At 73.5% G+C, this 24,771-nt stretch carries 21 protein-coding genes; 13 read left to right on the forward strand and 8 right to left on the reverse strand.

Annotation, left to right across the window (positions count from 1 at the left end; genetic code table 11):
• Window positions 1-502 precede the first annotated feature (502 nt).
• Window positions 503-3,781, forward strand: a complete 3,279-nt coding sequence (locus CKY47_RS21665; protein ID WP_306747754.1) for a hypothetical protein — start codon at window positions 503-505, stop codon at window positions 3,779-3,781.
• 32 nt (window positions 3,782-3,813) lie between these two features.
• Here the strand turns inward: CKY47_RS21665 and CKY47_RS21670 are convergent, their stop codons facing one another.
• Complete coding sequence (locus CKY47_RS21670; protein ID WP_306747756.1) at window positions 3,814-4,314, reverse strand: ATP-binding protein; 501 nt, start codon at window positions 4,312-4,314, stop codon at window positions 3,814-3,816.
• A gap of 290 nt (window positions 4,315-4,604) precedes the next feature.
• Entirely contained in the window at window positions 4,605-5,150 is a 546-nt protein-coding gene (locus CKY47_RS21675; protein WP_306747757.1) for a YceI family protein, read from the reverse strand.
• Between the two features lie 92 nt (window positions 5,151-5,242).
• On the opposite strand from CKY47_RS21675, the gene CKY47_RS21680 reads away from it, so the two are divergent.
• The gene (locus tag CKY47_RS21680; RefSeq protein WP_306747759.1) at window positions 5,243-5,734 is read left to right on the forward strand and encodes a MarR family winged helix-turn-helix transcriptional regulator; all 492 of its coding nucleotides are present in this window, start codon (window positions 5,243-5,245) and stop codon (window positions 5,732-5,734) included.
• A gap of 58 nt (window positions 5,735-5,792) precedes the next feature.
• On the opposite strand, the gene CKY47_RS21685 is transcribed toward CKY47_RS21680, so the two are convergent.
• Window positions 5,793-6,959: an MFS transporter gene (locus tag CKY47_RS21685; protein ID WP_306747760.1), complete on the reverse strand. Its 1,167-nt coding sequence runs from the start codon at window positions 6,957-6,959 to the stop codon at window positions 5,793-5,795.
• 131 nt (window positions 6,960-7,090) lie between these two features.
• On the opposite strand from CKY47_RS21685, the gene CKY47_RS21690 reads away from it, so the two are divergent.
• Window positions 7,091-7,915, forward strand: a complete 825-nt coding sequence (locus tag CKY47_RS21690; protein ID WP_306747761.1) for an ATP-grasp domain-containing protein — start codon at window positions 7,091-7,093, stop codon at window positions 7,913-7,915.
• A 46-nt stretch (window positions 7,916-7,961) separates the two neighbouring features.
• Here CKY47_RS21690 and CKY47_RS21695 read toward each other — a convergent pair whose 3' ends face one another.
• Together CKY47_RS21695 and CKY47_RS21700 are read right to left on the reverse strand one after the other, a co-directional pair.
• Window positions 7,962-8,579 carry an alpha-ketoglutarate-dependent dioxygenase AlkB gene (locus CKY47_RS21695; RefSeq protein ID WP_306747762.1) on the reverse strand — a complete coding sequence of 206 codons (618 nt, stop codon included), beginning with the start codon at window positions 8,577-8,579 and terminating at the stop codon, window positions 7,962-7,964.
• 58 nt (window positions 8,580-8,637) lie between these two features.
• Window positions 8,638-8,799, reverse strand: a complete 162-nt coding sequence (locus CKY47_RS21700; RefSeq protein ID WP_306747763.1) for a hypothetical protein — start codon at window positions 8,797-8,799, stop codon at window positions 8,638-8,640.
• A gap of 226 nt (window positions 8,800-9,025) precedes the next feature.
• On the opposite strand from CKY47_RS21700, the gene icmF reads away from it, so the two are divergent.
• Window positions 9,026-12,268: a fused isobutyryl-CoA mutase/GTPase IcmF gene (icmF, locus tag CKY47_RS21705; protein ID WP_306747764.1), complete on the forward strand. Its 3,243-nt coding sequence runs from the start codon at window positions 9,026-9,028 to the stop codon at window positions 12,266-12,268.
• Window positions 12,269-12,319: 51 nt separating this feature from the next.
• Window positions 12,320-13,129: an MBL fold metallo-hydrolase gene (locus CKY47_RS21710; protein WP_306747765.1), complete on the forward strand. Its 810-nt coding sequence runs from the start codon at window positions 12,320-12,322 to the stop codon at window positions 13,127-13,129.
• On the opposite strand, the gene CKY47_RS21715 is transcribed toward CKY47_RS21710, so the two are convergent.
• On the reverse strand, window positions 13,119-14,351 hold the full coding sequence (locus tag CKY47_RS21715; RefSeq protein ID WP_306747766.1) for an Nramp family divalent metal transporter: 1,233 nt from the start codon (window positions 14,349-14,351) through the stop codon (window positions 13,119-13,121). The genes CKY47_RS21710 and CKY47_RS21715 overlap by 11 nt on opposite strands.
• Window positions 14,352-14,417: 66 nt before the next feature.
• Complete coding sequence (locus CKY47_RS21720) at window positions 14,418-15,281, reverse strand: manganese catalase (protein ID WP_306747768.1); 864 nt, start codon at window positions 15,279-15,281, stop codon at window positions 14,418-14,420.
• A 195-nt stretch (window positions 15,282-15,476) separates the two neighbouring features.
• Between CKY47_RS21720 and CKY47_RS21725 the strand changes: the two genes are divergently transcribed.
• The 8 genes from CKY47_RS21725 (at window position 15,477) to CKY47_RS21760 (ending at window position 23,780) form a co-directional block, all read left to right on the forward strand.
• Window positions 15,477-16,199: an AfsR/SARP family transcriptional regulator gene (locus tag CKY47_RS21725; protein WP_306747770.1), complete on the forward strand. Its 723-nt coding sequence runs from the start codon at window positions 15,477-15,479 to the stop codon at window positions 16,197-16,199.
• 103 nt (window positions 16,200-16,302) lie between these two features.
• Window positions 16,303-16,437 (forward strand): hypothetical protein, encoded by a 135-nt coding sequence (locus tag CKY47_RS21730; RefSeq protein ID WP_306747772.1) that lies wholly within the window; start codon window positions 16,303-16,305, stop codon window positions 16,435-16,437.
• Window positions 16,434-16,865: a hypothetical protein gene (locus tag CKY47_RS21735; protein ID WP_306747773.1), complete on the forward strand. Its 432-nt coding sequence runs from the start codon at window positions 16,434-16,436 to the stop codon at window positions 16,863-16,865. The genes CKY47_RS21730 and CKY47_RS21735 overlap by 4 nt, the downstream gene beginning before the upstream one ends.
• Window positions 16,862-18,031 carry a zinc-dependent alcohol dehydrogenase gene (locus tag CKY47_RS21740; protein WP_306747774.1) on the forward strand — a complete coding sequence of 390 codons (1,170 nt, stop codon included), beginning with the start codon at window positions 16,862-16,864 and terminating at the stop codon, window positions 18,029-18,031. Before CKY47_RS21735 ends, CKY47_RS21740 begins: the two co-directional genes overlap by 4 nt.
• Window positions 18,032-18,039: 8 nt before the next feature.
• On the forward strand, window positions 18,040-19,854 hold the full coding sequence (gene ctaD, locus CKY47_RS21745; RefSeq protein ID WP_306747775.1) for an aa3-type cytochrome oxidase subunit I: 1,815 nt from the start codon (window positions 18,040-18,042) through the stop codon (window positions 19,852-19,854).
• Between the two features lie 37 nt (window positions 19,855-19,891).
• Entirely contained in the window at window positions 19,892-20,350 is a 459-nt protein-coding gene (locus tag CKY47_RS21750) for a hypothetical protein (RefSeq protein ID WP_306747776.1), read from the forward strand.
• Window positions 20,351-20,552: 202 nt separating this feature from the next.
• Window positions 20,553-22,355 (forward strand): FAD/NAD(P)-binding protein, encoded by a 1,803-nt coding sequence (locus CKY47_RS21755; protein ID WP_306747777.1) that lies wholly within the window; start codon window positions 20,553-20,555, stop codon window positions 22,353-22,355.
• A gap of 177 nt (window positions 22,356-22,532) precedes the next feature.
• Window positions 22,533-23,780: a putative PEP-binding protein gene (locus CKY47_RS21760; RefSeq protein ID WP_306747778.1), complete on the forward strand. Its 1,248-nt coding sequence runs from the start codon at window positions 22,533-22,535 to the stop codon at window positions 23,778-23,780.
• Here CKY47_RS21760 and CKY47_RS21765 read toward each other — a convergent pair.
• The gene (locus CKY47_RS21765; RefSeq protein WP_306747779.1) at window positions 23,761-24,768 is read right to left on the reverse strand and encodes a pectate lyase family protein; all 1,008 of its coding nucleotides are present in this window, start codon (window positions 24,766-24,768) and stop codon (window positions 23,761-23,763) included. The genes CKY47_RS21760 and CKY47_RS21765 overlap by 20 nt on opposite strands.
• Window positions 24,769-24,771: the final 3 nt, after the last annotated feature.

The following is a 24,771-nucleotide window of genomic DNA, read 5'->3' on the forward strand; positions in this document are numbered from 1 at the left end:
GACCGGCCCCGGCCCACGTCACGTGGGCCGGGGTCCGGGCGCGGTCACCTGCTGCCGTCCCACTGGTCGCCGCCGTGGCGCGTCGGGGGTCTGCGCGGGCCGCGGGTGGTGGGCCGGGGGTGCGACGGCCTCGGGCTGGTTCTTCCGTCCATGGTGCTCGTTACCTCCGTGTTGTCGTGAGCACGCGAATACGCGCGCATTCCGCATCGGTCGTGGTGGGTGCGGCAAAAAGAAACCGCCCTGGTCGGATTACCCGACGGGCGGCTCCCGGTGCGACCTGTGCGCAGGTCAGGTGCGAGAGCCTGGTCCGTGGAGCTGGAACGGGCAGGTGAGCGCGTTACGGCGGGGCATTGCCGCCATCCGGCCCGTGCTCGTCATGTCCGCTCCCGGTTTCCGTGTGGCACCGATCATGGCGAACCCCGATCAGCGGCGTCAAAACAATTAACCGGGCGATTTCGGCTACTCGGTGGCGGCCCGGTGCCCCGCGGGACAGAATCCCGCCGTGACGACCTCCGCCCGCAGCCTGCTGCACTCCCTCGACCCGCTGCCGTTCGCCGCGCGCCGCCGCCTGCTCGCCCGCACCGCGCGCGAGCTGGTCGGCACGCCCGAGCTGGACCGGCTGCTGGACGACCTCCACGGCCGGGGCCCGTTCGAACGGCTGACGGCCGTGCAGATCGCCTACGTGGCCGGGCACCGCGCCCACGTCGAGCGCTGCCTGTCGGCCCCCGAGACCGCGGTGGTGCACCAGGCGCTCGGCGCGGCGATCCGGCTCGACCTGCCCGGCGCGGTGTTCCGCGAACGCCTGCCGCACCTGCCGACCGACCTGCGCCGGCTGCTCTACGGCGCGGTGCGCCGGCGGGAACGCCGGGCGCTGGCCGACGCGCTGCTGCCCGTCGCCCGCTCGCTCCACGGGGACCACGAGGCCGCCGGGTTGCTGCCCGCCTGCTCGTCGGACGTGGTCCGGGCCGCGCTGCCGGAGCTGGAGCACGCGGTCGGCGGGTGGACCGCGGTCGGGCGTCGACACCCCGGCGTGGTGCTCGACTTCGTCGAGGCCGAGCTGTCGGCGACCGCGCCCACGTGGTGGGCGGGCACGTGGCAGCGCTTCGGGCAGGCCGTGGTCGCCGCCGCGCGGGCCGAACCGGACCGCGTCCTCGACCTGGTCGAACGCGTGCTGCCGCACGTGCCGCTGCCGTGGGAGCTGGACAAGGTCGTCGGCCGACTCGCTCGGCACGCGCCGGAGCGGGTCGCGGCCCTGCTGGTCGACCCGCGCCGCACCGGGCCGCTGCCCGCGCGCCGGTCGCTGTGGCGCGCGCTCGCCGTGCTGCCGGAGGAGCGGCTGGTGCCGGTCGCCCGCGTGCTCGACGGCGACCAGCAGGTGCGGTTCCTGCGCGCCGTCGCGCCGTCCCGGCGGGCCGCGGTGGTCGCGGGCGTGTTCGGCGACCGCCCGGACGTGCCGCTGCCCGTGCTGGACGAGTTGCCGTCCGCCGCGCGCGGTGAGGCGGCCCGGCGGCTGCTCGGACTGCGCGTGGTCGCCGACGACCCGGTCCGCCGGCTGGAGGCGACCGCGCGGCTGCCGTGGGAGGAGTCGCGGGAGGCGCTGCTGACCGCCACCCGTCGTGCCACCGCGGACGACCGCGCCGCGGCCTACCCGCTGTACCTGTCGGCCGCCGCCGCGACCCGCGACCCCGAGGTGGTCGGCGGGGTCGTCGCGGGCCTGGCGGGCCTGACCAACGAGCAGGACCCGGTGCGCGCCAGGGCCATCGCCGCCCTCGCCGCCATCCCCGGGTGGCTGTTCCGCCCGGACGAGGCCGACGTGCTCGTCAAGGTCGCGCTGGACGCGGCGGAGGCGCGCGACTCGTCGTGGCGGACCCAGCACGCGGTCCGCGCGCTGGCCGCGGCGCTGATCCGCGAGGGCGCGGTGTCGCGCCGACCCGCGCTGGTGGACGCCGGGTTGGCCGCGGTGGAGCACCTGGGCGGGCACGCGACGTCGGTGGACCTGTCGAACCTGGACCGCGTCCTGCCGCGCGGCGCCGAGGAGCGGGTGTTCGCGGTGCTGGAACCGCGGATCACGGCGGACGCCCGGCGCGGTCGCCACGCCGTGCTGCTCGGGCTCGCGGCGGGTCTCGGCAAGCGTGCCTGGCGCCTGGACCGCGTGCAGGAACTGCTGGACCGGGCCCGGTCCGCCAAGGACGACCACGTGGTGCGGCGCGCGATCGACCTGTGGCTCGCGCCGCCCGCGACCCGGGACGAGCGGGTGGAGCGCGTGTTCCGCGACGACCCTTCCACGATCACGCTGCACGCCGTGCGCGAGGCGATCGGCCGCCGTCGCACCGACCTCCTCGACCGGGTGGCGGCCGGGCCGCTGCACGGGCGGTTCCTCAAGCGCGGCGTGCGGTACGTGCCGGCGTTCCGGGGCTGCTTCCACCGCTGGCTGCCGCGCCAGGTCGAGGCGCACGCCGCCGCGCTGCGCACGCTGGTCGAGGCGCGTCGCGTCCCCGCCGTGGAGCGCGCGGCCGCCGCGCGGGCCCTCGGTCGCGTGCCGGGGACGGCCGACGTGCTGCGCGGGTTCCTGGCCGACCCCGAGGTGCGGGTGGTGGAGGCGGCGCTGGGTGCGCTGGCGTGGACCGACGAACCGTCGGCGGTGCTGCCGGACCTCCTCGCGCACGTCGACACCGACCGGGCCCGCGTCGCCGTGCACGCGCTGGCCCGCTGCGCCCGCTCCACCCCGCCCGACCGGCTGGGCGCGCTGCTCGCGCCGCTGGCGGCCGGGCGGAAGGTGACCGCCCGCAAGGAGGCCGTGCGGCTCCTCGCCCGGCACCGCGTGCCCGGCGCCGCGACCGCGTTCGCCGGCGCGTGGGACGGCGCGCACCGGGACGTGAAGCGCGCCCTGGTGTCCGCGACCCGGTGGTTCCTCGACGACCCGGCGGCGTGGGAGCTGCTGACCCGCGCGAGCGGCGAACGGGGCGAGGTCGCGGTCGAACTGCTGGAGCTGCCGCCCGCCGCCGTCGCCCGGCGCCACCGGGAGCGGTACGCGGGTCTCGTGCGCGCGGTCGCCTCCTCGGCGGACCCGGACACGGCCCGGCGCGGCCTCGGCGCGCTGCCGGAGTGGGTCCGGTGGACCGCGGGCTCGGCGGACCTGCTCGTGGACCTGGTGGTGGACCTCGACAACACGGCCACCTGGTCGGGCGCCCTGACCGCCCTGCTGCGCGCCTCGGCCACGACGCGGGACGTGGCGCCGCTGCGCGCCGCCGTGGCCGGGCTGCTCGCGCGGGTGGACCTGCACGACGCCGAACCCGACCGGGACCTGCCGGCCCGGCAGCGGGTGTCCTCGATCGCGTCGCGGCTGGTGGCGGAGCGCGGACAGGTGCGGTGGCGGGCGGCGTCCCGCGCGCTGGCCCGGGACCTCGCCGCGGCCGGCCTCGACGCGGCGGCGGTCTCGCTCGCACTGGCCGCCGTGCCGTGGGAGGAGCCCGGCGCGGAACTGGAGGGGCTGCGCGAGGTGGTGCGGCTGGCGGTGCGGCCGACGCTCCGGTGGCGCGCGGCGGAGGGCGTCTCCGACGAGCTCGGCGCGCGGCTGTCCCGGCTGTCACCGACCAGGTTGCACGAGGTGGCGTCGGCGCTCGTCGCGGAGTGCGCGCCGCTGGCGCTCGCGGTCGTCTCGGCGGTGGGGCGCGGCACGGGGTGGCCCGAGCCGTGGCGGGTGCTGCTGCGCGGCCTGCGCCGGCACGAGGACCCGGACGTGCGCGAGGCGGCGTCGGGCGTGGTGACCGCGGTGGAGTGAGGTGGGACGGCGCGGTCGCCGCCCCACCGGGGTCACTCGGGGCGGCCCGCGCCACCACCCAGGCCGTAGAGGATGCGCTGGATCACCTCGGGGTCCACGTCGGGCTCGTCGCCCAGCTTCTCCGCGGCGGGGGAGCGGCGCGGCTCGCGGCGCGGCAGCGGCACCGACGAGGCGTTCATGCCCGACGGGAGCGGCAGTTCGCACCACGCGAGGTGGCCGCCCGCGGTGAGGTCCACGAGGCCCGCCCGGGTGCCCGCCAGCTCCGGCGGCACGGCCACCCGGTTGCCCTCGACCTCGACCACGAGGTAGGTGCCGGTCAGCCGGAGCCGGATCAGCAGGAGGCCGGGGGCACGCCGGTCCGCCACCTCGACGGCGGCGCCCACGAGCCGGCGCGCGGTCTGGGCGGCCTCGTCCTGCATCCCCCGCAGGCGCCACTCGCCGAGCGAGAAGCGGACGAACATGTCCGCGACGTTCACCGCGGTCGGTAGCGCGACGAGTCGAAGGTCGTCGACCTGCTCGGTCTTGGCGTTCACACCGGTCCCTCCTCGACTGCGTCCGGCGCGCGTGTTGCGCCAGATGGTGCCATGCCTGCGTCCGTGTCACCCACGCGGTCCGCGGACCGTGAGCAGACCGTGTCCGCGACGCGGTTCCGGCGCATCGGCCCGGCACGGGAGGAACCCTGGCATCAAGGGCTACTACGGATGCGCACGGGGTCCGGTTCACCCCGGACCGCGACCACGTCGCCCGGGATCGTCCGGGTGGGTGCGCGAAAGCCCCGCCGGGGGCGCCGGCGGGGCTTTCGCGATCGGCCTTCGAGCGGGGCTCAGCCCTGCTTGGTGGCCTCGATCTCCAGCAGGATCGTGATCTTGTCGCCGACGACGGCGCCCGCGGGGCCGCCGGTCACGCCGAAGTCCTTGCGGCTGATCTCGGTGGAGGCGGAGAAGCCCGCGACCTTGGAGCCCTCGCCCATGCCGTCGCCGAAGCCGTTCGGCTCCAGCTCCAGGGTCACGGCCTTGGTCACGCCGTGGAACGACAGGTCGCCGTCGACGAGGAAGCCCTCGCCGTGGGCGCGCACACCGGTGGAGGTGAAGGTCAGCTCCGGGAACTTCTCGACGTCCAGGAAGTCCTCGCCGCGCACGTGGGCGTCGCGCTGCTCGTTGCGGGTGTCGATGGAACCCGCGTCGATCTTGGCGGTGACCGTGGACTCCAGCGGGTTCTCGGCGGTCACGATGGTGCCCTCGAAGGTGCCGAAGTGGCCGCGGACCTTGGACACGCCCAGGTGGCGGACCACGAAGGAGATGTCCGAGTGCACCGGGTCGATCGCCCAGGTGCCCACGAGGTAGCCGGGGATCGCAGTCTGCGAGGTCATCGTCAAAGTCCTTCTCGGTCGGTCTGGTTGAACTCTCAACAGAACATAGCGCATCCTGGTTGAGTGTTCAACAACGGACGTATGATGGGGATATGAGCGACGTGCGGTGGTTGAGCGCCGAGGAGCAGCAGGTCTGGCGTGCCTTCATGACCGCCGTGACCAAGTTCACCGAACACCTGGACCGTCAGTTGCAGCGCGACTCCGGCATGCCGATGGCCTACTACGAGATCCTGGTCGCCCTGTCCGAGGCGCCGGACCGCGCGATGAGGATGAGCGAACTGGCAGCGGTGTGCCTCTCCTCCCGGTCGAGGCTGTCCCACGCGGTGGCCCGCCTGGAGAAGGAGGGCTGGGTCGAGCGCCGGGCGTGCGCGTCGGACCGGCGCGGCTCCATCGCGACGCTGACCGACGAGGGCTTCGCCGTACTGCGGGAGGCCGCGCCGGGGCACGTGGCGGCGGTGCGCGAGCACCTGTTCGACGTGCTGACGCCGGAGCAGCTGCGGGCGCTGGCGTCGATCAGCCGCGCGGTCGACGCGGGGCTGACCGTGGAGTGCGACAAGGCCCGCACGGAGCTCGGCGAGTTCTGACGGGTCCCGCCGCGGCACCGCGCGGCCGTCGGGGCGACGGCGCCGGCCGGGGCGGCGATCAGGCCGTCCCGGTGGGACCGGACCGGACCAGCCGGGCGACCGGCCACCACACGACCAGCTGCAGCACGGCCAGCGCCAGCGCGAAGGGCAGCAGCGTCCCCACGCCCACGGCCTGCGCGAGCGCGCCCGCCGACCACGGCAGCACCCCGCCGCCGACCGAGGAACCGGCGTTCAGCACACCCATCGCGGTGGGCGCCAGCCGAGGTCCGGTCAGGTCCGGCACCACCGCGATCGCGGTCGGGAACACCGGCCCCAGCGCGAAGCCGAGCAGCGCGAAGCCCGCGACCGGGGGGAACGGGGTCAGCCACAGCGCGGCCGCCGCCACCGCCACCCCGGACAGGCACAGCGTCATCAGGCCCACCGCCGTCCACCCCAGGCGGGTGAGCACCGGGCTGATCGTGAACCGCCCGACCGTCAACCCCAGCCAGTACGCGCCCACCGCGTAGCCGGCCGCCGCGTCGGCGTGCCCGCGCGCCTGCACCAGGTAGCTGAACCCCCAGCTGCCGACCGACTGCTCCACCCCGACGTACAGCACCAGCAGCAGGGTGGCGACCAGTACGCCGCGGTGGCGCAGCGCCGTGCCCAGCAGGCCGGTCGACCGGGTCGGCGACGCCGCCGGGGCCCGCGCGGGGAACGCGACCAGGTAGCAGGCCACCAGGGGGAGCGCGGCGAGCCCCAGCACCAGCCAGGTGGTGGGCCACGGCGCGGTGGCGAGGAGCCGGGTCGCACCCACCGGTCCGAGCAGCGCGCCCGCGCCGAAGAACGCGTGCAGCCGGTTGAGCCGGGTCGTGGCCCTCGGCAGCGCCGCCAGCACCGCGTTGAGGACCGACTCCAGCACCCCGCTCGCCCAGCCCACGACGGCCTGGAGCAGCGCGTACCCGGCGAACGGCGGGTGCGCCGCGGTGACCAGGGCGGCCACCGCGAACAGGGCGCCCGCCGCCGCGAGCACGGCCCGCGGCCCCCAGCGGTGCAGCAGCGGTCCGGCGGCGGCCCCGCCCAGCACGAACCCCGCCGACCCGGTGAGGAACGTCAGCCCGAGCGTGGACCGGTCGACCCCGTAGTCGTCGAGCTGCGCCGGCAGCAGCACGCCCGACGCGCCGATGCCGACGCCGAGCAACGCGAACGTCGCGTACGCCGCCGCGACCCGGACCCGCACCCCGTCCACCGGACCTCCCCCGGACCGGTCCGAGGATCGGCCGACCGCGCACCGCGGGTCGAGGGCTTGCGCAACCTTTCGGTGCGCGTTTCGCGCAAAACCGCCGGCCACCGGGCGCGCGGGCGGTCACCATGGCGGCCATGATGCTGCTCGTCCCCGCCGACCCGCTGCGGCCGGTGCGCCCAGACCCGCACTTCGCCCCCGAGGCCGCCGCCGCCCGCGACGCCGGGCACCGGGTCGCGGTCGTCGACCACGACGCGCTCGCCCGCGGTGAGGCGGAGCGCGCCGTGGGGCGGGTGCCCGCCGACGACGACGCCGTCTACCGGGGCTGGATGCTGCGCTCCGAGCACTACGCCGCGTTCGCCGACGCCCTGGCCGCGCGGGGCGTGGCGACGCGCACCTCGCCCGGGCAGTACCGCCGGGCCCACGAGCTGCCCGGCTGGTACGGCGACTTCACCGCGCACACCCCCGAGTCGGTGTGGACGGAGGGCTTCGACCGCGAGGCCTTCGACGGGATCCGCCGCGACCTCGGCTCCGGTCCGGCCGTGCTGCGCGACTACACGAAGTCCGCGAAGCACCACTGGCACGAGGCCGCCTACATCCCGGACCTCACCGACGCCGAGGCCGCCTGGCGGGTCGCCGCGCGGTTCCGCGAACTGCGCGACGACGACGCCACCGGCGGGTTCGTGCTGCGCCGCTTCGAGCGGTTCACCTCCACCGAGGTCCGCACCTGGTGGGTCGACGGCGCCTGCGCGCTCATCGGCCCCCACCCCGACACGCCGAACGAGGTGCCCGACGCGCCGGACCTCGACGCCATCGGTCCGCTGATCGCCGACCTGCGGTTCGCCACCGTCGACCTGGCCCGGCGCGCGGACGGCGAGTGGCGGGTGGTGGAACTCGGCGACGGCCAGGTCAGCGACAAGCCCGGCACCACCGCGGCGGGCGCGGTGGTCGCGATCCTGTGACGGCGCCGGACCCACGGCGCTGGACCCACGGTGCGACACCGCGGGGTCAGCGCACGCCGTGCGGCCGGAACTGGACGCTGACGCGCGGACCGACCGCGCCGGCCGCCTTGGGGACGGCGTGCTCCCAGGTGCGCTGGCACGAGCCGCCCATGACGATCAGGTCGCCGTGGCCGAGGGCGTAGCGGGTGGTCGGACCGCCGCCGCGCGGGCGCAGGGCCAGGGCGCGCGGGGCACCGACGGACACGATGGCCACCATCGTGTCGTGCGTCGCGCCCCGGCCGGTCGTGTCGCCGTGCCAGGCCACGCCGTCGCGGCCGTCGCGGTAGTAGCAGAGGCCGGCGGTGCGGAACGGTTCGCCCAACTCCTCCGCGTAGTGCGCGCTCAACGCCGTGCGCGCCTCGGCGAGCACCGGGTCGGGCAGGGGAGCGGTCTCGTCGTAGAAGCAGAGCAGACGGGGGACGTCGACCACGCGCTCGTACATCCGCCTGCGCTCGGCCCGCCACGGCACCTCGGCCACCAGGCGTCGGAACAGCGCGTCCGCGCCGGTCAGCCAGCCCGGCAGCACGTCCACCCACGCGCCGTCGCCCAGAGCGGTCCGCCGCAGCCCCGTCAGCGGGCGCAGCGCCGGGGCCTGCGCGCCGTCGTCGAACAGCGACACCTGCATGTCGGCAGCATAACCCGGTCGGTCGAACACCTGTTCGACCACGACTGGCGGGAGGGGGTCAGGCGTCCGGCTCGGGCTTGCGCCGGCGGCCACCGGTGCGCACGGGCGCGGCCTGCTCCTGGCCCTGGTCGACCTGCTTCGGCCCGGCGGCCTCACCTTCGGCGGGCTTGTCGGACAGCAGGATGGCGGCCAGCTCGTCGTAGATCGGTGTGCTGCTCATAGAAAAATCCTCTACCCCGTTTGTACGCAAGTTACACGCGTGTGCGTCAAGGCATGCGTCCAGGGTTGGCAAAACGACCGGGGGTCGGCCGGACGGGTGGTCCGGGGGAGCGGTCGCGGGGTGGCGCGGTGCGCGGTCGCGTGACGTGCGCGACAATTCCTTCCTACCTCCGATAGACGGATGTCCTAGTAATCTGTGGGGAGTCGCCGATGCCGAAGGAGCCGTCGTGACCGCCGCCAGCCCGCTGCACGCCCCGGAGCACCCGGTCCGCTTCATCACCGCGGCCAGCCTGTTCGACGGGCACGACGCGGCGATCAACATCATGCGCCGCATCCTCCAGTCGCAGGGCGTCGAGGTCGTGCACCTCGGCCACAACCGGTCCGTGCGCGAGGTCGTGGACGCGGCGATCCAGGAGGACGTGCAGGGCATCGCCATCAGCGCCTACCAGGGCGGCCACGTCGAGTACTTCACCTACCTGGTCGAACTGCTCGCCGAGCGCGGCGCGGGGCACGTCAAGGTCTTCGGCGGTGGTGGTGGCGTGATCGTGCCCGAGGAGATCGACCTGCTGCACTCGCGCGGCGTGGCGCGGATCTTCTCCCCGGCGGACGGCCAGCAGCTGGGCCTGGCCCGCATGATCAACACGATGGTGGAGGCGTGCGACCACCCGTTGGCCGAGCGCGTGCCGCCGTCGTGGGACGGGCTGTTCACCGGCGGGGACGACCTGCTGGCCCGCGCCATCACGCTCGTCGAGGCCGGGCGGCTCCCCGACGACCTGCGGGAGGACCTGGTCGCCGCGGCGACCGGGCGCACCGTGCCGGTCCTGGGCATCACCGGCACCGGCGGCTCGGGCAAGTCCTCGCTGACCGACGAGCTGGTGCGCCGCTTCCGGCTCGACCAGGAGGACAAGCTGCGGGTGGCCGTGCTGGCCGTCGACCCGACCCGCCGCAAGGGCGGCGGCGCCCTGCTGGGCGACCGCATCCGGATGAACTGCCTGGACGGCGACCGCGTGTTCTTCCGCTCGATGGCCACCCGGCGCGCGGGCGCGGAGGTGCCCGACGGGCTGGCCGACGCGATCCTGACCTGCAAGGCGGCCGGGTTCGACCTGGTCGTCGTGGAGACGCCGGGCATCGGCCAGGGCGATGCGGCGATCGTGCCCTTCGCGGACCTCTCGCTGTACGTGATGACGCCGGAGTTCGGCGCCGCGTCGCAGCTGGAGAAGATCGACATGCTCGACTTCGCCGACGTGGTCGCGATCAACAAGTTCGAGCGCCGCGGCGCCGAGGACGCCCGCCGCGACGTCGCCCGCCAGCTGGTGCGCAACCGCGAGGCGTTCGGCGCGTCCTGGGAGGACATGCCGGTCTTCGGCACGTCCGCCGCCACGTTCAACGACGACGGCGTGACCGCCCTGTACCAGCACCTGCGCGACGAGCTGGCGCAGCGCGGCCTCGCCGTGGGCGACGGCGCGCTGGCCCGGGTCGACCGCAAGGTGTCCACGTCGGCGTCCACCGTCGTGCCGCCCGAGCGCGTCCGCTACCTGGCCGAGATCGCGGAGACCGTGCGCGGCTACCACCGCGCCACCGAGACCCGCGTGGACGCCGTGCGCCGGGTCGCGCGCCTGCGCGCCGTGCGCGAGGAGCTGGGCGCCGCCGGCCACGACACCGCCGGGGTGGCGGAGCTGCTGGAGGCGGCCGAGCAGCGGGTCGACGCGGTGTCCGCGGCGCTGCTCGCCGAGTGGCCGAAGACCGTCGAGGACTACAGCGGCGACGAGCTGGTGGTGAAGGTCCGCGACCGCGAGATCCGCACGACGCTCACCCGTGAGACGCTGTCGGGCAACCGGGTGCGCCGCGTCTCGCTGCCCCGCCACGACGACGACGGCACGCTGCTGCGCTTCCTGCGCAAGGAGAACCTCCCCGGCCGCTTCCCGTACACGGCGGGCGTGTTCCCGTTCAAGCGCGACGGCGAGGACCCGGCGCGCATGTTCGCGGGCGAGGGCGACGCGTTCCGCACGAACCGCCGCTTCAAGTACCTGTCCCAGGGCTCGGAGGCCACGCGCCTGTCCACCGCGTTCGACTCGGTCACCCTCTACGGCCGCGACCCCGACACCCCGCCGGACGTCTACGGCAAGGTCGGCACGTCCGGCGTGTCCATCGCGACCCTGGACGACATGAAGGCGCTCTACGACGGCTTCGACCTCACCGCGCCGACCACGTCGGTGTCGATGACCATCAACGGCCCCGCGCCCACGATCCTCGCGTTCTTCCTCAACACCGTGGTGGACCAGCAGGTCGACAAGTTCCGGGCCGAGCACGGCCGGGAGCCGTCGGCGGAGGAGGCCGCGGAGCTGCGGGCGCGGGCGCTGTCGACCGTGCGCGGCACCGTGCAGGCCGACATCCTCAAGGAGGACCAGGGCCAGAACACCTGCATCTTCTCCACCGAGTTCTCGCTGCGGATGATGGCCGACATCCAGGAGTGGTTCATCCGCAACCGGGTCCGCAACTTCTACTCGGTGTCCATCTCCGGCTACCACATCGCCGAGGCCGGCGCGAACCCCATCAGCCAGCTCGCCTTCACCCTCGCCAACGGGTTCACCTACGTCGAGTCGTACCTCGCGCGCGGGATGTCGATCGACGACTTCGCGCCCAACCTGTCGTTCTTCTTCTCCAACGGCATGGACGCCGAGTACAGCGTCATCGGCCGGGTGGCGCGGCGCATCTGGGCCATCGCCATGCGGGAGCGCTACGGCGCCAACGAGCGGTCGCAGAAGTTCAAGTACCACGTGCAGACCTCCGGCCGGTCCCTGCACGCGCAGGAGATGGACTTCAACGACATCCGCACCACCCTCCAGGCGCTGTGCGCCCTGTACGACAACACGAACTCGCTGCACACCAACGCCTACGACGAGGCGGTCACCACGCCCACCGAGGCGTCGGTGCGCCGGGCGATGGCCATCCAGCTCATCATCAACAAGGAGTGGGGCCTGTCGGCGAACGAGAACCCGCTCCAGGGCTCGTTCGTGATCGACGAGCTGACCGACCTGGTCGAGGAGGCGGTGCTCGCCGAGTTCGACCGGCTCTCCGAGCGGGGCGGCGTGCTGGGCGCGATGGAGACCGGCTACCAGCGCGGCCGCATCCAGGACGAGTCGATGCGCTACGAGCAGCGCAAGCACGACGGGTCGCTGCCGCTGGTCGGGGTGAACACGTTCCTGCCCGAGGACGGCTCGCGCGAGCAGGTGACCATCGAGCTGGCCCGCGCCACCGAGGACGAGAAGCGCTCGCAGGTCGAGCGGACCCGCTCGTTCGCCGCCGCCCACGCCGCGGAGGCCGAGCCCGCCCTGCGCCGGCTCAAGCAGGCCGCCGCGTCGGGGGAGAACGTGTTCGACGTGCTGGTGGACGCGGCGCGCGTGTGCACGCTCGGGCAGATCACCGAGGCGTTCTTCGAGGTGGGCGGCCAGTACCGGCGCAACGTGTGAGGAATCGCGACCCGCGTGGTTGAACCGCCCGCCCGCGGCTATCCCGCGGCCATGGGCGAGCAGAATTCGTTGTTCTTCGTCGGCAACGCCACGACGGTGCTGAGGTTGGGGCCGTTCACCCTGCTGACCGACCCCAACTTCCTCCGCCGCGGCCAGTGGAGCTACTTCGGGCAGGGGCTGGTGTCCCGGCGGCTCAAGGACCCGGCCGTCGGCATCGACGGGCTGCCGCCGCTCGACGCGGTGGTGCTGTCGCACTTCCACGGCGACCACTTCGACCGGGTCGCGGCGCGCGGCCTCGACCACGACCTGCCGATCCTGACCACCCCGCACGCCGCGCGCAGGCTGGGCCGGCGCGGCTTCCGGGAGACGCTGGGCCTGCGCACCTGGGGGCAGGAGACGCTGACCAGGGGCGAGGCGTCGGTGACGATCACGTCGCTGCCGGGGCGGCACGCGCTCGGCGCGCTGGCCAGGGTCCTGCCGCCGGTGATGGGCACCATGGTGGAGTACCGGGCGAACCCGACCGCGACGCCGCTGCGGGTCTACCTCAGCGGCGACACGCTCGTCCACGACGAGCTGCGCGAGATCCGCGAGCGCTACCCGGAGATCGACGTCGCGGTCGTCCACCTGGGCGGCACGAAGGTGCTGGGCGTGCTGCTCACCATGGACGGCGCGCAGGGCGTCGACCTGCTGGAGATGCTGCGCCCGCGGCACGCCGTGCCGGTGCACTACGACGACTACGGCCTGATGAAGTCGCCGTTGTCGGACTTCGTCGGCGAGGTCGAGCGCCGCCGCCCACCGGTCTCGTTGATCCCGGTGGGCCGCGGCGAGACGGTCCCGATCCCCGGCCGGCTCACCCGGTGATGGTGCGGACCAGCAGGAACACGTTCAACGCCGAGATGACCGCCGCGCCCGCCGCGCCGAACAACGTGGTGGCGCGGCGGTTCACCGCGTCGCCCATCACGTCGCGGCGGCGCCCCAGCAGCACGAGCGGGACGAGCGCGAACGGGATGCCGAACGACAGCACGACCTGGCTGAGCACCAGCGCCTTCATCGGGTCGACGCCCATCGCCAGGATCACCAGCGCCGGGGCCATGGTCAGCAGCCTGCGCAGCGAGAGCGGGATGCGGCGGCGCAGGAAGCCCTCCATGACGACCTGACCGGAGTAGGTGCCGACGCTGGACGCGGCCAGGCCCGAGGCCAGCAGGGCCAGCGCGAACGCCAGCGCCGCGCCCGGGCCGAGCAGGCTGCCCAGCCCACTGTGCATGTCCTCCAGCGACTCGCGGGGCGCGTCGCTGCCGTGGAACGCGCCGGCCGCCACGACCAGCATGCTCACGTTGACGACCCCGGCCACGCCGAGCGCGACCAGGATGTCCGTGCGGCTGGCCCGCAGCGTCCGCCGCCGCACCACCGGGTCGGTCGTGTGGTGGCGCTGGGTGAGCGCCGAGTGCAGGTAGATGACGTGCGGCATGACCGTCGCGCCGAGCATGCCGGTGGCCAGCAGCACGCTGTCCACACCGGCGAACCCCGGCACGAGCCCGGCCGCCGCGCCGGTGAGGGGACCGAGCTGCAACGCCTGGTAGAGGAACCCGCCGAGCACGATCGCGAGCAGGCCGACGATCACCGACTCGAACCGGCGCCTGCGCAGCGGGGCCAGCGCGAGGATGCCCGCCGACACCACCGCCGTGATCAGCGCGGCGGGCAGCAGCGGCACCCCGAACAGCAGGTTCAGCGCCACCGCCGCGCCCACGAACTCGGCCAGGTCGGTGGCCATCGCCACCAGTTCGGCCTGCACCCACAGCATCCCCGTGACCGGTCGCGAGTAGCGCTCGCGGCACAGTTCCGGCAGGTTGCGGCCGGTGACCACGCCGAGCTTCGCCGACTGGTACTGGATGAACATCGCCAACCCGCTCGCCGCGACGATCACCCACAGCAGCAGGTAGCCGTGCTTGGCGCCGCCCGCCATGTTGGTCGCGAAGTTGCCCGGGTCGACGTACGCGACCGCCACCACGAACGCCGGGCCCATGACCACGGCCGCCGACCGCAGCCGCGCCACCACCGGCGACGCCATCGAGATGCCGACCATCCCACCGTCCTTCCGTGCTCGGGTGGTGGCCACCCGGGCGGGTGGCCACCACCGCGGGACCTGGTATCAGGGAGCGAGCTTCTTGATGGCCTTCTCGATGAGCCCGAGGTTCGCGGGGCTCGTCGCGTAGAGCATCGGGTCCGGCGGCGGCGCGGACGCCTTGCCCCCCAGCGGTTCGACGTCCATCAGGTAGGAGAACTCGTGCGAGCCGTCCGGCGCGGGCCCGGACGCCCAGCGGCCCTCGGGGCCGTGCACGCCGTCGGAGTTGTGCCAGATCGTGCCCGCGTGCTCCTGGTGCTCCTCGTCGAACAGGGCGCTCGGGCTGATCGGGCCCTCCAGCCCGTCCTCCTGGAGCTCCTCGATCGCGGCCAGCCACATGTTCTGGTGGGCGGTGTCGCGGGCGAGGTTGAACTTGAGCATGTCGCGCACGCCGGGGTCGTCGGTCATGTTGTACAGGCGCGCGGTCTGGAGCCTGCCCTGCGCCTCGGCCGCGACGTTCACCCGGAAGTCGGCCATCAGGTTGCCGCTGGCCACGATGTAGCGGCCGTTCCACGGCACCCCGTTGCTGTCGGACAGGGTGGGGCCACCGCCGCTGACGATGGCCTGCTGGACGTCCATGCCGCCGAGGACCGCCGCGACGGCGGGGTCCTTCACGGCGTCGGCCGTCATCTCCGAGGGAGCGCCCTCCAACAGCCTGGCGCACATCGTCGCCAGCATCTCCACGTGGCCGATCTCCTCGGTGGCCACGTCCATGATGAGGTCCTTGTACTTGCCCTCCACGCGGCAGTTCCAGCCCTGGAACAGGTACTGCATCGTCACCGTCATCTCGCCCCACGCGCCACCGATCAGCTCCTGGAGCTTGCGGGCGAACAGGGCGTCCGGCGCGCTGGGCTTGGCCTCGAACTGAAGCCTGCTGGTGTGCAGGAACATCACGCCTCCTGGGTTGCGGTCAGGGCGCCGACGCTAGGAACGCCGCATGACGGGGAGCGTCCGAACCCGCCACGGGCGCGTCACCGCCGCGTCACCCGTGCTGGTCACAGCGGAAGAAAATTCGCGGCTGATGGTGTGTTCGCGGATTTCACGGGCACCCGTGCGGCCCGAGCACCCTGTAGATGGGCAGTACCGATGAGCGAACCCCTCGCCGAGTCCGAGCCCCGCACCACGATCAGGCTCCTCGACGGCTTCGTCCTGGAGCACGGTCCGACACCACTGCACGTGATACCGGGCGCGCGCCGGCTGCTGGCCCTGCTCGCCGTGCGGCAGGCGCCGGTCAGCCGCGCGGTCGTGGCGGCGATGCTGTGGCCGGAGGCGACCACCCGCCGCGCCGCCGCGTGCTTGCGCTCCACCCTGTGGCGCCTGGCCAAGCCGGGCGCGCCGCTGGTCGAGCCGACCGAGGACGCGCTGCGCCTGGGCGCGGCGGTGGACGTCGACTTCCACCGGGCGTGCCGCCTGGCCGCCACCGCCGCGGAGGCGGGCACGCCCGACCCGGGGGCCGTGGCCCTGCTCAAGGCCGACCTGCTGCCCGGCTGGAGCGACCAGTGGCTGGCGGCCGAGCAGGACTGGTGGCACGAGGCGCGGCTGCGGGCGCTGGAGGCGCTCAGCACGCGGTTCAGGTCCGCCGGCGACCGCCACCGCGCCCACCAGGCCGCGCTGGCGGCCGTGCAGAGCGACCCGCTGCGCGAGAGCGCCCACCGAACCCTGGTCGAGCTGCACCTCGACGACGGCAACCCCGCGCAGGCCGTGCGGCAGTACCGGAGCTACCGCTCGCGGCTGCGTGCCGAACTGGGGCTGGAGCCGTCACCGGAGATCCACCGACTGGTCGGTCCGCTCCTCGGCGGACGGGCGTGACGGCGCGGGGGAGGTTCAGGCGAACGGGTCGCAGTCCGGGGGTTTGAAGCGGATCGGCCCGGCAATCCAGCGCCCACCGCTCGCGGGCACGAGGAGGAAGTCGATGACCGAACCACAGCGGGACGACGAGGACGTCGAGCGCGGTGCGGCCGAGGAGGACAGCGGGGCACCCCTGACCGAGACCGAGGTCGAGGTCTCGAAGCGGCCGCCGAGCGACTCGCCGGAGGACGAGGCGTGAACGGCAGGCTCACGACATTTGCCCTGACCGGAGCGGGTGCGGCGGCGGCGCTGGCCGGCCGCGCCGTGGCCCGGCGCCGCGCGGCGCACGGCACCCGGTCGGACCACTGGCTCGCGGTGACGGTGGCCCGCCCGCTGGAGGACGTGGAGGGGGCGCGGGCCCTGCCCGAACCGCTGGAGCGACTGAGCGGGCAGGTCGACCTGCGCTTCCGCGCGGCCCCCGGCGACCGGGGCACCGAGGTGCTGGGCCGGCCGCGCGGCGACGCCGTGTCGCGGGAGGACCTGCGGGTGGCGCTGCGGAAGGCCAAGTCGCTGCTGGAGACCGGCACCGTGGTCCAGCCCGACGCGCGGCCGTCGACGCACCCCGGTCCGGCGGGCAAGGTGCTCCAGTTCGTCGTGCGCAAGTCCAAGGGAGAGGGCAGGTTGTGAAGGCGCTGTGCTGGGAAGGCGTCAACGACGTCCGGGTGCAGAACGTGCCCGACCCCGTCATCCAGAACGACGAGGACCTGATCCTGCGGGTGGGCCTGAGCACCGTGTGCGGCTCCGACCTGCACCTGCTCACCGGCCACATCCCCTTCATGGAGGCCGGCGACGTCATCGGCCACGAGTTCATGGGCGAGGTCGTCGAGGTCGGGCCGGGCGTCACCCGCCACAAGGTGGGCGACCGCGTCGTCGTGGCCTCGTTCATCGGCTGCGGGCGCTGCTGGTACTGCCGCAACGAGCTGTGGTCGCTGTGCGACAACACCAACACCAACCCCGGCATCACGCAGGCCCTGTGGGGCGCGGACCCGGGCGGCATCTTCGGCTACTCGCACGCGATGGGCGGCTTCAAGGGCAGCCACGCCGAGTACGTGCGCGTGCCGTTCGCCGACCACACCGCCATCCCGATCCCACCCGCCGTGGACGACCTGAGCGCCGTGTTCGCCTCCGACTCCGCCCCGACCGGGTGGATGGGCGCGGAACTCGGCGGCGTCGGCCCCGGCGACGTGGTGGCCGTGTGGGGCAGCGGCGCGGTCGGCCAGATGGCGGCCCGCTCGGCCCAGCTGCTCGGCGCGGAGCGCGTGGTCGTCATCGACCGCTTCGACTACCGGCTCACGCAGGCCGAACAGGCGTTCGGCGTCGAGACGCTCAACTACGGCGACACCGACGTCGGCGCGGCGCTGCGCGAGATGACCGGCGGTCGCGGCCCGGACGTGTGCATCGAGGCGGTGGGCTGCGAGGCGCACAGCTACGGCCCGCAGCACGCCTACGACCAGGTCAAGAGCAAGCTGAAGCTGGAGACCGACCGGCCGATCGCGGTGCGCGAGGCGATCCACGCCTGCCGCAAGGGCGGCTCGGTGTTCGTGCTCGGCGTGTTCAGCGGCATCGTCGACAAGTTCCCGCTCGGCGCGATGATGAACAAGGGCCTCACCCTGCGCGGCGCGCAGCAGCACGGGCAGCGCTACATCCCGATGCTGCTCGACCGGATCGCCTCGGGAGAGCTGAGCACCACCCACCTGGCGACGCACGTCATGCCGCTCGACGAGGGCGCACGCGGTTACCAACTGTTCAAGGACAAGGAAGACGACTGCCTGCGAGCCGTCTTCCGCCCGTGAGGGGCGACATGACCACGCTCAAGCCCGCACCCATGCCGATCGCGGACCAGACGCGTTCGCGGCTCAAGGGCTCCGCGCTGCTGCGGCTGTTCCGGACCACCGACCACAAGCTGATCGGGTTGATGTACCTGGTCACCTCGTTCGCGTTCTTCATGGTCGGCGGCCTGATGGCGCTGCTGATGCGCGGCGAGCTGGCCCGGCCGGGGATGCAGTTCCTCTCCAACGAGCAGTACAACCAGCTGTTCACCATGCACGGCACGGTGATGCTGCTGCTCTACGCGACCCCGATCGTGTTCGGTTTCGCCAACTTCATCCTGCCGCTCCAGATCGGCTCGCCCGACGTGGCGTTCCCGCGGCTCAACGCGTTCTCGTACTGGCTGTACCTGTTCGGCGGCCTGATCACGGTCAGCAGCTTCCTCACCCCGGCGGGCGCGCCGGACTTCGGCTGGACCGCCTACACGCCGCTGTCCACCGCGATCCACAGCCCCGGCGTGGGCGCGGACCTGTGGATCTGCGGCCTGGCGGTCGGTGGCCTCGGCACGATCCTCGGCGCGGTCAACATGATCACCACCGTGGTCTGCCTGCGCGCGCCCGGCATGACGATGTTCCGGATGCCGATCTTCACCTGGAACATCCTCATCACCTCGATCCTGGTGCTGGTGGCGTTCCCGATCCTGACCGCCGCGCTGCTGGGCCTGCTGGCCGACCGGCACTTCGGCGCGCACGTGTTCGACCCCGCGAACGGCGGGGTGATCCTGTGGCAGCACCTGTTCTGGTTCTTCGGTCACCCGGAGGTGTACATCGTCGCGCTGCCGTTCTTCGGCATCGTGTCGGAGATCCTGCCGGTGTTCAGCCGGAAACCCCTGTTCGGCTACAAGGGACTGGTCTACGCCACGATCGCCATCGCGCTGTACTCGGTGATCGTGTGGGCGCACCACATGTACGCCACCGGCGCGGTGCTGCTGCTGTTCTTCTCGGCCAGCACGTTCATCATCGCGATCCCGACCGGCATCAAGTTCTTCAACTGGATCGGCACCATGTGGAAGGGGCAGCTGACGTTCGAGTCACCGATGCTGTTCAGCGTCGGGTTCCTGGTGACGTTCCTGTTCGGCGGCCTGTCCGGCATCCTGCTCGCCTCGCCGCCGATCGACTTCCACGTGCACGACACGTACTTCGTGGTGGCCCACTTCCACTACGTGCTGTTCGGCACGATCGTGTTCGCCACCTACGCGGGCATCTACTTCTGGTTCCCGAAGTTCACCGGGCGGATGCTGGACGAACCGCTGGGCAAGCTGCACTTCTGGCTGACCTTCCTCGGCTTCCACGGGACCTTCCTGGTCCACCACTGGCTGGGCAACCAGGGCTTCCCGCGCCGCTACGCCGACTACCTGCCCAGCGACGAGTTCACCACGCTCAACACGATCTCCACGGTGGCGGCGTTCGTCCTCGGCGCGTCCACGCTGCCGTTCGTCTACAACGTGTTCCGCAGCCACCGGTTCGGCGAGATCGCGGGCGGGGACGACCCGTGGGGCTTCGGCAACTCGCTGGAGTGGGCGACCACCTGCCCGCCGCCGCGGCACAACTTCACCGAGCTGCCGCCCATCCGCAGCGAGCGCCCCGCCTTCGAGCTGCACTACCCGCACATGGTCGAGCGGATGCGCGACGAGTCGCACTACTCGTTGACCAAGCGCGGGGGTCACGCGGGCGTCGACCCCACCACCGAGAAGTACCTGGCGTCGACCGACCGCGACACGAAGATCACCGACCGGGACGACAAGCGCGACGTGAAGCTCGACGACGACAAGGGCGGTGGCGACTCGTGACCGGGTTCGGCCCCGGCGGAGTGGGTACACCGTCGTCATGAGTTCGGAGGATCTGACGGGCTACGCACCGTCGCAGGACACGAGCGAGGCCGAGAGCGACCCGGCGGCGCTGAACGCGGCCGAGGACCTCGACGAGGACCGGATCAGGAAGGACCCGCTGGAGGCGGGGATGGACCCGCCGGAGAACTGGTCGGGCGTGACCAAGTACGGCATGACGCCGTACGAGGAGTCCCACCCCAGGCCCCTCGCCGACCGGCTCGCCGAGGAGCAGCCCGACGTGACGGCGGACCGGCCCGCGGGCGAGCCGGTCGACCAGGCCGACGAGGACGTGGTGAGCCTCGACGACGAGGCGGTGTCGCAGGACGGCGACGACGCCACCCTGGAGCGGCTCGACCAGCCGGAAGAGCTGGTCAGGGCCGATCCGGACACCCTGTCGCGGGAGGACCGGATCCGGGCCGAGGCCGTGGGCCGCGGTCAGGCGTCCGACGACTACTGAGCCGTACCCCGGGCGTGCCCGACCCCGCGCCGCCGTGACCCCACCGGGCGCGGCGGCGCGGGGTCGGGCACGCCCGCGTCGCGAGGCCGAACCCGGCGTCCGCGACGACGGCGACACGGCCCGGTGCTCCCGCTAACGTGATCGCGGATCGCGTACGGCGGGAGACCGGAGCAGCGTGGGGAACTCGGGAAGAGCGCACAGGGTGGTCGTCGTCGGCGCGGGCCTGGGGGGCGTGGCCACCGCCATCCGCCTGCTGCGGTTCGCCCGGGAACCGCTGGAGGTGGTGCTGCTCGAACGGCGCCCCGACTACCGCAACGCCGGGGTGGCCTACCACCGCGCGGGCAACCACTGGCACCACGTCTTCAACATCCAGGCGGGCCGCATGTCCGCCTTCCGCGAGGACGTCGACGACTTCGTCGACTGGGCCAACCACGAGGCCGACCGGACCGGGTGGCCAGACGAGTGGCGCGGGTTCGCCTTCACCGAGTCGGGGCCCGCGCCCCGGCGGATCTACCACGACTACCTCGACAACCGCCTGGCCGAGGCCGCCCGCGAGGCCGCCGCCGGCGTGGTCCTGGTGGAGGCGGACGGCGAGGCCGTCGACCTGGAGGTCCGGGACGGCCGCGTGGACGTCGTGCTCGGCGGCGCGTCCCGCGAGGTGCTGACCGCCGACCACGTCGTCCTCGCGACCGGGCTGGAGGTGCGCTTCCCGGCGTTCGCGGCCGACGTCGCGGACCACCCCGCGTTCGTGCGGCACCCGTACTCGGAAGCCGGGCTCGCCCGCGTCCTCGACGTGGCGCCCGACGACGACGTGGTCATCGTCGGCTCGCTGCTCACCGCCTACGACTTCGCCGACCTCCTGCTGCGCCGCGGTCACGCCGGGCGCGTGCACCTGGTCTCGCGGTCCGGCCTGATGCTGCGGACCTACCCGCCGGACCACCGCCACCACGTCCTGGCCCTGCCGCCGCCCCGCCTCCTCGACCACCCGTACGAGGGACGCGAGGACTTCGTCCGGCGCCTGCGGGCGGAGTGGGAGAAGGCGTGCGACGCGGTCGTCCGCCGGCACCCCGACGTGCCCAGGGAGGTGGTGTCCGAACGGGTCGCGAAGTCCTGGGAGCCCTACCTGCCCGAGGTCGTCGCCCGCGTGCCGCCCGACGACCTGCGCGCCCTGCTCACCGCCCACAGCAGCCTGCTGGCCGTGCTGCGGGTGGGCGCGGTGCCGTACACGACCAGGCTGGTCGAGGAGGCGGTGCTCGCGGGCGACCGGCTCTCGCTCACCGTGGGGGCGGTCGAGCGCGTCGAGCCCACCGGTGACGGCGCGCTGGCGGTGTCCGTCTCGGGGGCGGACGGGACGCGCACCATCGAGGCGCGCCTGGTGATCTGCAACTTCGGGCGGGAGTCCGACTACCTGCGCGCGGAGTCGCCGCTCTGGGCGTCCCTGCTGCGCAAGGGCCTGGCCACCGCGCACCGGCACACCGGCCGGGGCGTCGAGGTCGACGCGGCGGGCGGGCTGCTGACCCCGGCGGGCTCACCCGCCGGACCGGTCACCGTCGTGGGCAGCCCGCGCGAGGGCGACGAGATCGTGCGCCACGGGCGGACCGGCGCGTTCACCTTCAACCTCGCCGCGATCAAGAACCACTCGGTGTCCGCCGCCGCCACCGTGCTCCAGCGGCTCGAACACCGCTACGACGAACGCGCGGACGACGTGGTCGAGGCGTTGACCACCACCTCGGACCCGGCCGTGGACGGCGTGTTCTCCCGTGCGGTGTCGTTCGACGTCCGGCGGATGGCGGCCCGCCGCCGCGCCGACCGCGAAGCCCTCGCCGAGCGGCTCGACGACAGCCTCGGGGCCATCCGGGACGCCCTGGGCGCCCCGGTCGACGACAGCGCCTTGCGATTCGCGGTCAACACCACCGCGACGGAGATGCTCAAGGACCTGTCCGTCACACCGCGTGACCTCCGGGCCCTCCTCGGACTCGACGACGCGGTGGGCCCGACCGGGTGACCCGACCGGGCCCGGCGCAAGGGGGGAGATGATCGGCGGATCGGGCGGCTGCCACGCTCGTGGGGTGGCGGTGGCCGAGCGGAGTCAGGTGTCGACGCTCCGTGATGGGCGTCGGTCCTCCGCGCACCGACCGGAGCCGTGGGAGGACATGTGGGGCCTCGCGAGATCTCAGGGGTTGTGCTGGTCGACGTGCCGGTGCCGAGCGTCCGGGGCACGTGCAACCGCACCGGCGAGCCCGTCGAGGGATCGGTGCTGGTGGTCGAGTCGCTCGTCCCGGGGATGTACGAGGCCCTGGTGGCGTCGTCGGCCGTGATCTGCGCGAAGGGCGGGAAGACGGGCCACATGCAGTCGCTGTGCCGCCTGCGCGGCATCCCCGTCATGCGGGTCGACGCCGCCGAGCTGGACGACCTCGTCGGCGAGGTCACCGTCCGGCTGGACCGCCAGTCGGTCGTGCTCGGCGGCGCCGTGCCGCGGGCCAGGGCGGCGGAGTCCCCGGTCACCGTGCCGGCCGACCTCGGCTCGATCTGCGCGGTCATCGCCGCCACCTCGGACGTCCGGTCGGTCAACGCCCTCGACCAGCGCGTGGAGGGCCTGGACACCTTCTTCATCCGCGAGGAGTTCCTGTGCCTGACGGCGGGCCTGAGCCCGCTCGACTCGCTGCGGGCGGGCCCCGAGCGGGCCGAGCGCTACGGCGCGGCCCTCGGCGCCGAGCTGTGCGCGATCGCCGGGCAGCTGCTGCCGGGGCAGCGCCTCGTCATGCGGCTGCTGGACCTCCGGTCCGACGACGCCGCCCACATCACGCGCGACGTGGGCGTGGACCGGGAGCCCAACCCGGAGCTCGGCCTGCACGGCGCCCGGTGGCTGCTCGACGAGGAGCACTACCCGCGCGCCTTCCGGGCCCTGCGCGCGCACGTCCGGGAACACCTGGGCGCCGCCGCCGGGCAGGTGGACTTCGCCGTGCCGTTCATCAACGACCAGGACGAGTACCTGCTGCTGCGGCAGCGGCTCGACCTGCCGGAGGACCTGCCCCTCGCGGTGTTCGTCGAGACGCCGGCAGCCGTGCACGCCGCCGGCGCGTTCTGCGCGGCGGGCGCGAGCGAGCTGTTCGTCGGCACGAAGGACCTGACCCAGTTCTACCTCGCGGCGGACCGGGGCAACCACCTGGTGGCGTCCTCCTACCGGATGCGCCACCCGGCCGTCCTCGCTGCGCTGCGGCACGTGGTCGACGCGGGCCGCGCCGCGAGGACGCCGGTGCACGTGTTCGCGCTGGCCGTCGACCTCGACCACTACGTGCGACGCCTGCCGGCGGACGGCTTCATGATGTGCGCGGCCGAACTGCGGCAGCTCGCCCGCCGGTCCGCCCCGCCCACCGCCCACCGCCCGCTCGACACCGGACCGCAGAGCGTCATCGGGGCGTGGAACTGAGCCCCGCTCGGATGCGCCCGACGCCCGCGCCCGCCGTGACCAGACCGGGCACGGCGGAGGCGGGGTCGGGCGCGTACGCGTAGTAGGTGCGGGGTTCGACCACGGTGCCCAGGGTCTGCGGCGTGCCGGAACCGACGTAGGCGTTGCCGCGCTCGACCACGCGCCCCGGGCCGCTCTTGTCGTAGCCGGACAGGATCGGGTGGGCGACGTTCTCGAAGTAGTTGTTCTCCACCAGGACGCCCGCGTCCTCCGTGGACGCCACGCCGTACAGCGCGTTGCCGCGGTAGTAGTTGTTGTAGACGTGCACGGGTTCGCCGAACCGCACGCGCGGGTGGCGCTGGTCGGTGCGGTCGAAGAAGTTGTGGTGGTAGGTGACGCGCAGCTTGCCCCGGTCGGCGGTGTAGCTGTCCGAGTGGCCGAGCAGCGCGGCCTTGCTGTGGTCGTGGAAGTGGTTCCACGACACGGTGACGTAGTCGGACTCCCGCTTGACGTCCAGCAGGCCGTCGTAGCCGTCGGACAGGTCGCAGTGGTCGATCCACACGTGGTGGGCCTTGTTGGTGACGCTGATCGAATCGTCCGAGGCGCCGGTGAACCGCAGGTTGCGGATGATCACGTTGTTGCCCGGTCGGGTGGTGGAGCCCAGTTGCAGGCCGCCGCCGGTGATCCCGGAGGTGGAACCGACGCCGATGATGGTCTTGTTCGCCACCACGGTGATCATGTCGTCCACGTCGAGCAGCCCGGACACCGTGATCACGTAGGGTTCCTTGCGGCCCGCGTAGTCGGCCAGCGCGTCGCCGCTGGTGACGGTGACGGCCTGGCCGGCCGCGCCGCCCGTGGTGCCGTTCTGCCCCAGGGCGTCGACCGAGGCGAACCCGTCGGCCGCGGCGAGCGCGGAGGGGTGCGCGGCCCAGGCGGTGCGGGGGAGTGCCGCCGCCGCGGCGGCGAGTGCGGAGCCGGCGAGCAGGCGCCGGCGGTTCAGCGGGCTCATGGT

The organism is Saccharothrix longispora, assembly GCF_030852425.1.
Taxonomy (GTDB): Bacteria; Actinomycetota; Actinomycetes; order Mycobacteriales; family Pseudonocardiaceae; genus Actinosynnema; species Actinosynnema longispora.